Genomic DNA, 13,211 nt, shown 5'->3' on the forward strand with positions numbered 1-13,211 from the left:
TCGTACGCGCCCGCAGGCGCCGTTTGCGCAACGCAACCGCAAAAAAAAGCCCGTATCGCGAGGATACGGGCGTACCGGAATTACTACTGCCACGCTGTGCTAATGGCGTTGAATCAGACTGGTACGACGCGCGGTGGTTCCCCCAATTATTCAATATGCGCTAGTGAGTTTCGTGAGCGCGGCGCATGGGCTTCGCTCACGTTCAACTCCGCCTAGCGTCGGCGCGTCGGATCCTGCCGAGGCGCCTCCGGCCGCGTACGCACATTGCTGGCGATATCGCCGCGCAAATCTCCGCGCGGCGCCGGCGGGGTGAAGTCGCGGGCGCGCGTATCGCTTTGCTGCCAGGCTTCAAGGGTAGCCGGACGATCCGGCCTCCAGTTCCAAGCCTGTTGGCGCTGCTGGGCAAGCGCCGGTGCGGCCATTGATGAAACGACAATGCCGCACAGAAGCAGTGACATTGGTTTCATGCTGAGCTCCCGTCAAGCCGATCGACAAGGCCTGTTTGCATACACATAAGGTATGCCCAGTCACGAAAGCACGCTGTAAGTAATAGTAAATGGATGTTTCACCGGCAACTATCGCGCTGCTTCAAACGTTTGAAGCAGCGCGCAGGCAGGCTGGGTGTAACGGGAAGGGACGACTGTGTTGGGCGCGCCGAAGAGCGGTGCCCATGACAGGTACGGCGTACGTCAAGACGCGTCGACCTGGGTTTGATACATGCCGGGCGCCCGCAGGCGCCCGGAGGAAAAACAGTATGCGTCAGGCCATCTTGACCGGCGCGCGCCACGATTCCGGATTGGTCCAGAATGCGCCGCGCAGGCGGTCACGGCTCGGCGGTGCCGGCGGTTTCGCTGCGGTCGCCCCAATCCGGCCGCGCAGCGAAATTTCACGGCCGCTCGTGCCGAGTCGCTTAACTATTTCGGCGAGCGTACCATCGGCTTGCCACTCGTCGAAACGACGGCGGCAAGTCGGCGGCGACGGATAGCGGCCCGGCAGTTTGGACCAGCCTTCGCCCGTCGATAGCACCCACAGAACGGCGTTGACAACCGCGCGCGCTTCCACGCGTGGCCGACCGCGCCGTTCGCTCCGTGCAGGCTCTGCACAGAACAACGCCTCGACCAGCGCCCACTCGTTGTCTCTCAAATCGTCGAACAGCATCATGTTTCACCTCAGCGAAGCTAACTCCGGTGCGCTGCCCCGCGCCGCGCACTCTCCATGCACTCGATAGGCGAGTGCCAAGGAGGGTCGGGCTTGCCACGGTCTGCTATGCAGTCAGAATCATGGCGCCGACCCTTGTCTGCAGATAAATGCAGGAAGTGTGCCAAGTTGAGTCCAACTACCTGAAAGCCCTGTGACAGCGGGCCAGCGCGGGCGCTAGCTAGGGGCGTATAAGAATCCAAAAAACCCATCTCGCAAATCGGGACAATCACCAATCTTGTGCAATCAGGCCCGACCAGCGTGCGTTTGCGCCTTATTGCTGCATTGCAGCGAGACTGGAAAAAGCGGCTGTGGTGCTGTCTTTCGCCTTACAATGCGCATTAAACAATGCAATTGATGAGGAGTGTAAATGAATGTCACGCTGCGGCAGCTAAGGGTTTTCATTGAGGTCGCCCGTTTGCAGAGCTTCAGCCGGGCCGGCGATGAAATCGGCCTGACGCAGTCGGCGGTCAGCCGCTGCGTGCGGGAACTGGAGAGCGAGATCGGCCTCAAGCTGATCGATCGCACCACCCGCGAGGTGCAGCTCACGGATGTCGGCGGCAACCTGGTGTCGAGCGTGTCGCGTCTGCTGACGGATCTGGACGACGCGTTGCGCGAGATCCGCGAAATCGGCGAACAGCGCCGCGGACGCGTGGTGGTAGCCGCCAGCCCGACGGTGGCATGCCGGCTCATGCCGCGCGTGGTGGCCTCGTGCGGGCAGCAATTCCCCTATATCGCGCTTGGCTTGCGCGACGATGTGCAGAGCGACGTGGTGCGCAAGGTCAAGTCGGGCGAGGTCGACTTCGGCGTGATCATCGGCCCGTTTTCCGCCGACGACCTGCTGAGCGAATCGCTAATGACGGATTCGTTCTGTGTCGTCTCGCGCGACGATCATCCGTTGGCGGCGCAGGAGCGGGTGGCGTGGACGGACCTGGACGGCCAGCAACTCGTAATGCTCGATTACGCGTCGGGAAGCCGGCCGATCATCGACGCCGCGATGCAGGAATACGGCGTGAGCGCCACGGTGGTGCAGGAGCTGGGGCATTCCGCGACCGTTTTTGGGCTGGTCGAGGCGGGCGTCGGCGTAAGCGTGCTGCCCTGGCTGGCGTTGCCGCTGCCGGCGGGCGCTGCGCTGGTGGCCCGGCCGCTCGTGCCACGCGCGGAGCGTACGGTCGAACTGGTGCGGCGGCGCGACCGCTCGCTGTCGCCGGCGGCGGAGGCGGTGTGGGGACTGATTCGCCAGTTGCCGGGACGGGCGGAGGATTTGAACTAGTTTGTTGTCGTGGGACGTGCGCGATGTGCACGCGGGCGGCAAAGGCGCGGTCGTGTGGTGCGTAAGACATCCCCGTGGTCGGAAACGGCGCGATGGACGAGCGGTGCAGTTTTCGAGGCACGGTGCCTCGCCGCAATCCGTCCGCGACTGATCGCCTCGCCATGCCTTCTTGGCCGCCGACTTCGCGGTCCCGAAAAGACGCCCCAAGTTAAACTGTCGCCGCTGCTGAACTTCAACCCATGCCCTTCACCCGCCTGGAAACCTCGATGAGCGAATCGGATCTGCCCGTGCCATCCATCCCGAACGCGCGCGATGCCGTGCGCGCACTGCGTCCTTCCCAGATTCGCGAAGTCGCCAACGCCGGTTTCGGCGTCGCCGACGTGCTGCCGTTCTGGTTCGGCGAATCCGACCGCGTCACGCCGGCGTTTATCCGCGACGCCGCTAGCGCATCGCTGGCGGCCGGCGCGACGTTCTACACGCACAACCTCGGCATCGCGCCGCTGCGCGCCACGCTGGCGGGCTACGTCAGCGATCTGCACGGCGCGACGTCGGCGGAGCATATCGCGGTGACGAGCGCGGGCGTCAATGCGCTGATGCTCGCGGCGCAACTCGTGGTGGGCGCCGGCGACCGCGTCGTCGCGGTGACGCCGCTCTGGCCGAATCTGGTCGAGATCCCGAAGATTCTCGGCGCGCACGTCGAAACGGTCGCGCTGGGCTACGGCGAGCGCGGCTGGCAACTCGACCTCGGGCAATTGCTGGCAGCGCTGACGCCCGACACGAAAATGCTGCTGATCAACTCGCCGAACAATCCGACCGGCTGGGTGATGAGCCGCGACGAGCAGCGCGCCGTGCTGGCGCATTGCCGGCGCCACGGTATCTGGATCGTGGCGGACGAGGTCTACGAGCGCCTTTACTATGCAGACGCCGAGCCCGGCGCGGCCGGCGCGCCCTCGCGCACGGCGCCGTCGTTCCTCGATCTGGCCACCCGCGAAGAACGCGTGATCTGCGTCAATTCGTTTTCGAAAGCATGGTTGATGACGGGCTGGCGGCTCGGCTGGATCGTCGCGCCGGCCTCGTTGATGGACGATCTGGGCAAGCTCGTCGAGTACAACACTTCGTGCGCGCCGGCCTTCGTTCAGCAGGCGGGCATCGCGGCCATCGAGCATGGCGAGCGTTTTACGCAGGAACTGGTGCGCGACCTGAAGGCGTCGCGCGACCATCTGGTGCGCGCGCTCGCCACGGTGCCTGGCGTCGACGTCAAGGCGCCGCCCGGCGCGATGTATCTGTTTTTCTCGATGCCGGGCGCCTCGCGCAGCCTGGAGCTTTGCAAGGCGATGGTGTGTGACGTCGGGCTCGGCGTGGCGCCGGGCAGCGCGTTCGGTCCGCAAGGCGAGGGCTTCGTGCGCTGGTGCTACGCATGCGACACGGCGCGGCTGGACGCGGGCGTCGAGCGTCTGAAACGGTTCCTGGCGGAACACGGAACGGCACAGTGAACGCGTGGCGGAAAAGGTGGCTGCGTAAAGCTATTGAACTAACCAGGCGAAGAACAGCCGAAGAAAGCGGGTTTTTACCAAATTAAGCCTGCTTTTTCACAAAAACGCGTCCGCCAAGCCGTGGTTGGAAAATGCACGGGGGATTTCGTCTTTACGCACTGATTGTTTTTGCGTAATATGGCGCTCAGTCACGCGGTTCCCTTCAGGAATATCGCTGCTCCGTCCGGCTGGGTTTGGCTCGATTGTCTGTTTCGCCTCCCCCCGGTGCGTGCTCCCATCAATATGACCGATCAGAATCGGGCGAGCGCGTCTTCAGTTCCACATCGTCTGTTTGATCCGGTTCTTTGACCACAGGGTCTGACCTAGCTGCATGAATACCCAAGAGGCGAAGATCGTCCTCGAGACTGCCTTGATCTGCGCGCAGGAGCCATTAAAGCTCGGCGAGTTACGCAAACTCTTTGCCGACGGCGTGTCGGCAGACACCGTTCGGACTTTGCTCGAAGACCTCAAGCAGGACTGGTCTGGGCGCGGTGTGGAGTTGGTCGGGCTGGCGTCGGGCTGGCGGTTTCAAAGCAAGCCCGCGATGCGTTCGTATCTGGATCGTTTGCATCCTGAGAAACCGCCGAAATATTCGCGCGCGGTACTCGAAACGCTCGCGATCATTGCATACCGGCAACCGGTGACGCGTGGCGATATTGAAGAGATTCGCGGCGTTACGGTGAATACGCAGGTCGTCAAGCAGCTCGAGGATCGCGGCTGGATCGAAGTGATCGGTCACCGCGATGTCCCGGGCCGCCCGGCGCTGTACGCGACCACGCGGCAGTTCCTCGACGACCTCGGGCTGACAGCGTTGGACGAATTGCCGCCGCTCTCCGATCCGTCGGCGCAGTTGAACGCGGATCTGCTCGGCCAGCACGCAATCGAGTTCGCCGACGCCGATGTCGCACAGGCTTTGGCTCCGGAAGAAGGGCAGGTGGATTCCGGCGTGGTAATTGAAGCAGGCGCCGTTGCAGACGAATTTGTGAGCGCAGTTGCCGATGGCAAGTCGGAGAATATTCCGCAAGCCGCGAGCGAGGCGCCGCAATTCGACTCCGCTGACGCAGCTGGCCATACCATTGACAGCCCGCCTGAAGCAGTAGACGAGGCGTCAGGAACAGAAATCGCTAACGAACTCGCTGAAGAGCATCAGACGCAGCACGCTGAGCCGGTGGAATCGGCGCAGGCGGCCGACAGCACAGCGGAAGTCGCGGCACAAAACGCATCGGCATCATCCGGGGCGCATCCGGACGCCGCTGCCACGCCGGCCGCGCAGGAACATGCTGAAACGGCGCACCCGGCAAACGTTGTACCGCAGACCGGCGTCGCCGAGTCCGCACAGAATCACGATCCGGTCTCCCAGGCCGATCCGGCAATACCCGCGCACGACTCGGGCGTACTCCGCAATACGGAGCACGCCGCCGAGCCGAACCCGACCAACGCGGCGCGCGGCGATCCTGAGGATCGTCGCGATGCGGCGCAGGACGCAGGCATTCTGACCGACGACGAACCCGAGTCGCGCAGCGCCTGACGTAACCGAACTTTTTTTGCCACGCCCGCAACGGGCGTGCGCGACCTGACATTTTGAGGTTGTTTTGACACATACCCACGACACCGATTCGTCCGAATCCGAGCGCGCCGTGCCGTCGGCGCGCGCTGACGAAACGCGCACCACGCAAGCGTCGGCAGGCGAGGGCGAGCGCCCGGCGCAGACCACGGAAGCAGACGGTGAAGACCGTCCGCGCCGCGGCCTGCGTCGCGGCCCGCGCAGCCTGATCGCGCGGCGCCGCGCCGGCGCGAAGACGAAGGGCGCCGAAGGCGCGCCCGCGCAAGGGGCGCCGGTCGTCAGCGAGGCGCCGCCGGACGGCGAAGTCGTCGCGCAAGTGCGTATGCCGCGCAAGGACGCGGGCGCCAAGGGTCAAGGGCCGCGCCGCAATGCGGGCGGCGCGAAGCGCGAGGGCGCACCGCGTGACGGCGCCCCCCGCGAGGGCGCACCGCGGGAAGGTCAGCGCGAGCGTCAGCCGCGCGAAGGCGGCCAGCGTCAGAACCGTCGCGGCGGCGAAGCGCCGGCGGCAGCAGCAGCGGCCACCGGTCAGGACGACCTGTTCTCGTATGTCACATCGCCCGCGTTCGACGCGGACAACAGCACCACCGGCGGCGTGCGCGCGCCCATGCTGCGCAGTGGCAAGCCGGCCGCGCCCAAGCGCGTTCTCGCAGCCGACGACGACGCGCCCAAGCTGCACAAAGTGCTGGCTGAAGCCGGCATGGGTTCGCGCCGCGACATGGAAGAGCTGATCGTCGCCGGCCGCGTGTCGGTGAACGGTGAGCCGGCTCACATCGGCCAGCGCATCATGCCGACCGACCAGGTCCGCATCAACGGCAAGCCGGTCAAGCGCAAGCTGGCCAACAAGCCGCCCCGCGTGCTGCTGTATCACAAACCGGCCGGCGAAATCGTCAGTCACGCCGATCCGGAAGGCCGTCCGTCGGTGTTCGACAATCTGCCGCCGATGAAAACCGCCAAGTGGCTCGCGGTCGGCCGTCTCGACTTCAACACGGAAGGTCTGCTGATGCTGACCACGTCGGGCGATCTGGCAAACCGTTTCATGCACCCGCGTTATAGCGTCGAGCGTGAATATGCGGTGCGCGTGGTCGGCGAACTCGCGGAAGGCATGCGTCAGAAGCTGCTGCACGGCGTCGAGCTGGAAGACGGCCCGGCAAACTTCCTGCGTATCCGCGATGGCGGCGGCGAAGGCACTAATCATTGGTACCACGTCGCGCTCGCCGAAGGGCGTAACCGCGAAGTGCGCCGTATGTTCGAAGCGGCCGGCCTGATGGTCAGCCGCCTGATCCGTACCCGTCACGGTCCGATCTCGCTGCCGAAGGGCCTCAAGCGCGGCCGTTGGGAGGAGCTTGAAGACAATCAGGTGCGCGCGCTGATGGCATCGGTCGGCCTGAAGGCGCCGACGGAAGAAAAGGGCGGACGCAGGGAAGCGCCGGAGCGCAAGCAGCCGGATCCGATGCAGACGTCGATGGGCTTTATTAGCCGCGAACCCGTGCTGATGTCGCATGGCCGGTTCGACCAGCAGCAACCGCGTGGCCAGGGCCGGCGCGGTGCGGCGGGCGGTGGTTTTAGCGGCGGCGCGGGTGCCGGCTTCGGTGGCGATCGTGGTTACGGCAATCGCGGCGCCGGCCGTGGCGCCGGTGGTTTCAGCGGTCCGATGGGCGGCGGCGCGGGCGGCCCGCGTGGCGGCCGTGAAGTCGACGGCAATCGCGCACCGTCGGGCAATGGCAATCGTGCGGCTGGCGGTGGCAAGCGCACCGTCGGCGGCAGTGGCGCCAATCCGGGCAACAGCGGCGGCAACCGCGGGCCGGGCGGCAATCGTGGCGGCGCCGGCAGCCGTGCGGGCGGCGGCAACGCCAATGCCGGCGGCGTCAACCGTGGCGGCGGCGCACCGCGCGGCCGTTCGCGCGGCCGTTAAGCAGCACGCCAGGCACGCCCGGCGGTCGGCCGCGGATCGTTGTTCACAACGGTTTCTCGCCGGCCACCACCAGAATCGATCGACGAACGCCATCGGTTTAGCGTCACGCGGTTTCATGTGACGCATAGAACCGCTGCGTAAATGGAAGTGGGGGCGGATTTCATTTGCCCCGCTTGCCCGGTGCGGGTTCGAGGCGGCGTGAGCCGCCTTGCAAAAGGCCCGAAACACCGCAATATCGTTGCAAGATCCCCATGAAATCAAGCGGAAAAGCGTGTTGGGCGGCGCTTTGCGGTTTGCGTTTGTCCCGAAAAATGGCTACAATCGCGAAGTCGCTGGGCGTGCGGCTTTTTATGTGCGGCTCAGGTGCGACCACCGGCAATAAGATGATGGGCGTTTAGCCCATTTTTTTTTGCCGCTCAGTTCTCAGTGGTTCGGCATCTCGGGTAGCACGAACGTGCGCCGGCTTGGCGCGCGGCCCGCATTGGTTGTTTGCAAAACAAGCGGCAGGCTCGCTGCGCGAACATCTAAGAGGGCACTGTGCAACTGACGGAACTGATTGAAACCACGGTCGTGGGACTCGGCTACGAGCTCGTCGATCTCGAGCGCACCGGGCGCGGCATGTTGTGTATCTATATCGACCAGCCAGCCGGCATCGCGATCGAAGACTGCGAGAAAGTCACGCGTCAGCTCCAGCACGTTTTGACGGTCGAAAATATCGATTACGAGCGGCTTGAAGTATCGTCGCCGGGGCTCGACCGCCCGCTGAAAAAACTGGCGGATTTTGAACGCTTCGCAGGCAGCGAAGTGGTAATCACATTGAAAAAGCCATTGGACGGACGGAAATCGTACCGGGGCATCCTGCATGCTCCGCAAGGCGAGACGATCGGTCTGGAATTTGAAGGGAAGGAAGGCGCCGCGATGCTCGATTTCACGCTCGCGGATATCGATAAGGCACGCCTCGTTCCGACGTTTGACTTTAGGAGCCGCAAACAATGAGTCGCGAAGTGTTGATGCTGGTGGATGCGCTGGCACGCGAGAAGAACGTCGACAAAGACGTGGTATTTGCCGCGCTCGAGGCGGCCCTCGCTTCGGCCTCCAAGAAACTCTTCGAAGAAGACGCGGATATTCGCGTCCAGATCGATCGTGAAAGCGGCGAACACGAAACGTTTCGACGCTGGAAAGTGGTGCCGGACGAAGCCGGCTTGCAGGAGCCGGATCAGGAAATCCTGCTGTTCGAAGCACGCGAGCAGAAGCCCGAAATCCAGCTCGACGAGTTCATCGAGGAACCGGTGCCGTCGATCGAATTCGGTCGTATCGGCGCGCAGGCCGCCAAGCAGGTGATCCTGCAGAAGGTGCGCGACGCTGAACGCGAACAGATCCTGAACGACTTCCTCGAGCGCGGCGAGCACATCATGACCGGCTCGGTAAAGCGTCTCGACAAGGGCAATTTCATCGTCGAAACCGGCCGTGTCGAAGCGCTGCTGCGCCGCGACCAGCTGATTCCGAAGGAAAACCTGCGCGTGGGCGACCGCGTGCGCGCTTACATCGCGAAGGTCGATCGCACCGCGCGCGGTCCGCAGATCGAACTGTCGCGTACGGCGCCCGAATTCCTGATGAAGCTGTTCGAGATGGAAGTGCCGGAAATCGAACAGGGCCTGCTGGAAATCAAGGCGGCCGCGCGGGATCCGGGCGTGCGCGCGAAGATCGGCGTGGTCGCATATGACAAGCGCATCGATCCGATCGGCACTTGTGTCGGCATTCGCGGTTCGCGCGTGCAGGCGGTGCGTAACGAGCTCGGTGGCGAAAACGTCGACATCGTGCTATGGTCGGAGGATCCCGCACAGTTTGTGATCGGCGCGCTCGCGCCGGCAGCCGTCCAGTCGATCGTCGTCGATGAAGAAAAACATTCGATGGACGTCGTCGTAGACGAAAACGAACTGGCGGTCGCGATCGGCCGCAGCGGCCAGAACGTGCGTCTTGCCAGCGAACTCACCGGCTGGCAGATCAACATCATGACGCCGGACGAATCTGCGCAAAAGCAGAATCAGGAACGCGGTGTACTGCGTGACCTGTTCATGGCGCGTCTCGATGTCGACGAAGAAGTCGCCGACATCCTGATCGACGAAGGCTTTACGAGCCTCGAAGAGATCGCTTATGTGCCGCTCAACGAAATGCTTGAAATCGAGGCATTCGACGAAGACACCGTTCACGAACTGCGTAATCGCTCGCGCGACGCGCTGTTGACGCTGGCGATCGCAAATGAAGAAAAGGTCGAAAATGTAGCGCTCGACCTGAAGAGCCTGGACGGCATGGATGCCGACCTGCTCGCCAAGCTGGCCGAACATCAGATCCAGACGCGCGACGAACTCGCCGAGCTGGCTGTGGATGAACTGGTCGAGATGACCGGAATGGAAGAGGATGCCGCTAAGGCGTTGATCATGAAAGCACGTGAACACTGGTTCCAGTGAGAAATGACCATGGCGCACTAAATTGAAGCGGCCGTCAGGCCGCATGACCCGATGCTAACCGCAAGGAATCGGTCCTTGCATTAAGAGGAATGAATGGCGAGTAACAACGTAGCCCAATTTGCCGCGGAACTGAAAATGCCTGCAGGCGTGCTGCTTGAGCAGCTGCAGGCGGCGGGCGTCACAAAAGCGAGCGAAGACGATAGCTTGTCCGAAACGGACAAGGCGCGTCTGCTCGACCACTTGCGCAAGTCTCACGGCTCGACTGATGCTGACAAGCGCAAGATCACGCTGACGAAACGGCATACGTCGGAAATCAAGCAATCCGATGCGACGGGCAAAGCTCGCACCATTCAGGTCGAGGTGCGTAAGAAGCGCACTTTCGTCCGCCGCGACGAAACCTCTGCTGAAAACGGGGATGCATCGAATCATGTGGCCGAGGCCGACGTCGACGATCTCGAACTCCAACGTCGTGAAGAGGAAGCTCGTCACGAAGCCGAGCTGCTCGAAAAGCAGGCTCAGGAGTTGAAGGCGCGTCAGGAACAACTCGAACGCGAAGAAGCTGAACGTCAGGCGCGCGAGCAGGCTGCTGAAGCCGAGCGCCGTCGTGCGGAAGAAGAAGCGGCGAAGAAGCGCGCAGCGGCTGAGGCGGCGGCTCGCGATCAGGCACAGGCTGCCAAGCCGGCACAAGCTGCGCAACCCGCGGCCGCGAAGGCTGAACCGGTAGCTGCCAAGGCAGCGGAGCCGGCGGTCGCCAAGCAAAGCGAGCAGGACGACGAGCGCGCCGCAGCAGAGCGCGCCGCGCAACGCGAAGCCGCGAAGAAAGCAGAAGACGCGGCGCGTCAGGCTGCCGAAAAAGCGCGTGCTGAGCAGGAACAAATCGCCAAGCGCCGTGCCGCGGCCGAAGCCGAAGCGCGCGCGATTCGTGAAATGATGAATACGCCGCGCAAGGCTCAGGTCAAGGCGCCGGAACCGGCACCGAAGCCCGCTGAGCCGGCCAAGGCCGCGGAAGCCAAGGGCACGCTGCACAAGCCGGCGCGTCCGGCGGGTGAAGCACCGGCGCGTCCGGCAGCCAAGAAGCCGGCTGCTGCGGCTCCGGCTGCCACGACCACGCCTTCCGCCGGCGACAAGAAGAAGCCAGGCGGCAAGGGCGGCTGGCAAGACGACGCAGCGAAGCGCCGCGGCATCAAGACGCGTGGCGATACGAGCGGCGGTGTCGATCGCGGCTGGCGCGGTGGCCCGAAGGGTCGCGGCAAGCATCAGGATCAGAACACCACGTTCCAGGCGCCGACGGAACCGATCGTGCGTGAAGTGCACGTGCCGGAAACCATCACGGTCGCCGATCTGGCGCACAAGATGGCGGTGAAGGCGTCGGAAGTCATCAAGTCGATGATGAAGCTCGGCCAGATGGTCACGATCAACCAGATGCTGGACCAGGAAACGGCGATGATCATCGTCGAGGAACTGGGTCACCACGCGGTTGCGGCCAAGCTGGACGATCCGGAAGCCATGCTGGTCGAAGGCGAGATTTCCGATGCGGAATCGCTGCCGCGTCCGCCGGTCGTCACGGTCATGGGTCACGTCGACCACGGCAAGACGTCGCTGCTCGACTACATCCGCCGCGCCAAGGTCGCAGCGGGCGAAGCGGGCGGGATTACGCAGCACATCGGCGCTTACCACGTCGAAACGCCGCGTGGCGTCATCACGTTCCTCGACACGCCGGGTCACGAAGCCTTTACGGCTATGCGTGCCCGCGGTGCGAAGGCAACCGACATCGTGATTCTGGTGGTGGCAGCCGACGACGGCGTGATGCCGCAAACGAAGGAAGCGATCGCTCACGCGAAGGCCGGCGGCGTGCCGCTCGTCGTCGCGATCAACAAGATCGACAAGCCGGATGCGAATCTGGAGCGTGTCAAGCAGGAACTCGTTGCGGAAGGCGTCGTGCCGGAAGAATACGGTGGCGAATCGCCGTTCGTACCGGTGTCGGCCAAGACCGGCGCGGGCATCGACGATCTGCTCGAAAACGTGCTGCTGCAAGCCGAAGTGCTGGAACTGAAGGCACCGGTCGAAGCGCCGGCCAAGGGTCTCGTCATTGAAGCGAAGCTCGACAAGGGTAAGGGTCCGGTCGCAACGATCCTGGTCCAGTCGGGTACGCTGAATCGCGGCGACGTGGTGCTGGCAGGTAGCGCATACGGTCGCGTGCGAGCCATGCTCGACGAAACCGGCAAGCCGACCAAGTCGGCGGGTCCGTCGATCCCAGTGGAAATTCAGGGTCTGTCGGAAGTGCCGCAGGCTGGCGAAGAAGTCATCGTCATGCCGGACGACCGCAAGGCGCGTGAAGTCGCACTGTTCCGTCAAGGCAAGTTCCGCGACGTCAAGCTGGCCAAGCAACAGGCCGCGAAGCTCGAGAACATGCTGGAACAGATGAGCGAAGGCGAAGTGGCGTATATGCCGCTCATCGTCAAGGCCGACGTACAAGGTTCGCAGGAAGCGTTGGTGCAGTCGCTGCTCAAGCTGTCCACCGACGAAGTGCGCGTGCAGATCGTGCACGGCGCCGTGGGCGGCATCAGCGAGTCCGACGTCAACCTGGCAACGGCTTCGAAGGCGGTCATCATCGGCTTCAACACCCGTGCGGATGCCCAGGCTCGCAAGCTGGCGGAAAGCAACGGCGTCGATATTCGCTACTACAACATCATCTATGACGCAGTGGATGACGTGAAGGCCGCGATGTCGGGCATGCTGGCACCGGAGAAGCGCGAAATCGTCACGGGTACGGTCGAAGTGCGTCAGGTCTTCAAGGTACCGAAGATCGGCGCGGTGGCCGGCTGTATGGTCACGGACGGTTTCGTCAAGCGCTCGTCGTCGGTGCGCGTGCTGCGCAACAACGTCGTCATCTTTACGGGCGAGCTCGATTCGCTCAAGCGCTTCAAGGACGACGTGAAGGAAGTCCGTCAGGGCTTCGAGTGCGGTATGTCGATCAAGAACTTCAACGATATCGTCGAAGGCGATCAGTTCGAAGTCTTCGAGATCACCGAAGTCGCCCGTACGCTGTAATTCACGCGGCACGGCTCAAGGGGCGGAGCGGGCTTTAACGCCCGCTCCGCCCGTTGTTTTTGGGGCCACGCGCTTTTGTCCGTGCCCGTCGCGCAGAGCGCCCGCAGTCGAGCTTCTTCTGGTCACCTTGCGCCGCTTGAATGCAGCAAGGATTAAAAGCCCAAAACGCGGCGGCGCGAACCACTTTTTGCATCCGTCAGAACGGATCACATCA

General features: G+C 63.6%; 8 protein-coding genes and 1 pseudogene. 7 read left to right on the forward strand and 2 right to left on the reverse strand.

Annotation, left to right across the window (positions count from 1 at the left end):
* Positions 1 to 212 precede the first annotated feature (212 nt).
* Positions 213 to 467, reverse strand: a complete 255-nt coding sequence (locus HF916_RS35395; protein WP_168793444.1) for a hypothetical protein — start codon at positions 465 to 467, stop codon at positions 213 to 215.
* Between the two features lie 295 nt (positions 468 to 762).
* A pseudogene (locus HF916_RS35400) lies at positions 763 to 1,158 on the reverse strand (transposase); the annotation flags it as partial.
* Between the two features lie 409 nt (positions 1,159 to 1,567).
* Here HF916_RS35400 and HF916_RS35405 point away from each other — a divergent pair.
* The 7 genes from HF916_RS35405 to infB all read left to right on the forward strand — a co-directional run bounded on the left by HF916_RS35405 (position 1,568) and on the right by infB (position 12,997).
* Positions 1,568 to 2,470, forward strand: coding sequence for a LysR family transcriptional regulator (locus HF916_RS35405; RefSeq protein WP_168793445.1), 903 nt, complete (start codon positions 1,568 to 1,570; stop codon positions 2,468 to 2,470).
* Between the two features lie 266 nt (positions 2,471 to 2,736).
* Entirely contained in the window at positions 2,737 to 3,963 is a 1,227-nt protein-coding gene (locus tag HF916_RS35410; protein WP_168793446.1) for a pyridoxal phosphate-dependent aminotransferase, read from the forward strand.
* 370 nt (positions 3,964 to 4,333) lie between these two features.
* Positions 4,334 to 5,530 (forward strand): SMC-Scp complex subunit ScpB, encoded by a 1,197-nt coding sequence (scpB, locus tag HF916_RS35415; RefSeq protein ID WP_168793447.1) that lies wholly within the window; start codon positions 4,334 to 4,336, stop codon positions 5,528 to 5,530.
* Between the two features lie 64 nt (positions 5,531 to 5,594).
* Positions 5,595 to 7,478 (forward strand): 23S rRNA pseudouridine(2605) synthase RluB, encoded by a 1,884-nt coding sequence (gene rluB, locus HF916_RS35420; protein ID WP_168793448.1) that lies wholly within the window; start codon positions 5,595 to 5,597, stop codon positions 7,476 to 7,478.
* A 537-nt stretch (positions 7,479 to 8,015) separates the two neighbouring features.
* Entirely contained in the window at positions 8,016 to 8,474 is a 459-nt protein-coding gene (gene rimP, locus HF916_RS35425) for a ribosome maturation factor RimP (RefSeq protein ID WP_168793449.1), read from the forward strand.
* Positions 8,471 to 9,946 (forward strand): transcription termination factor NusA, encoded by a 1,476-nt coding sequence (nusA, locus tag HF916_RS35430; RefSeq protein ID WP_168793450.1) that lies wholly within the window; start codon positions 8,471 to 8,473, stop codon positions 9,944 to 9,946. Before rimP ends, nusA begins: the two co-directional genes overlap by 4 nt.
* Before the next feature lie 93 nt (positions 9,947 to 10,039).
* Entirely contained in the window at positions 10,040 to 12,997 is a 2,958-nt protein-coding gene (gene infB, locus HF916_RS35435) for a translation initiation factor IF-2 (protein ID WP_168793451.1), read from the forward strand.
* The last annotated feature ends 214 nt before the right edge of the window (positions 12,998 to 13,211 follow it).

The organism is Paraburkholderia aromaticivorans (assembly GCF_012689525.1).
GTDB lineage: Bacteria > Pseudomonadota > Gammaproteobacteria > Burkholderiales > Burkholderiaceae > Paraburkholderia > Paraburkholderia aromaticivorans_A.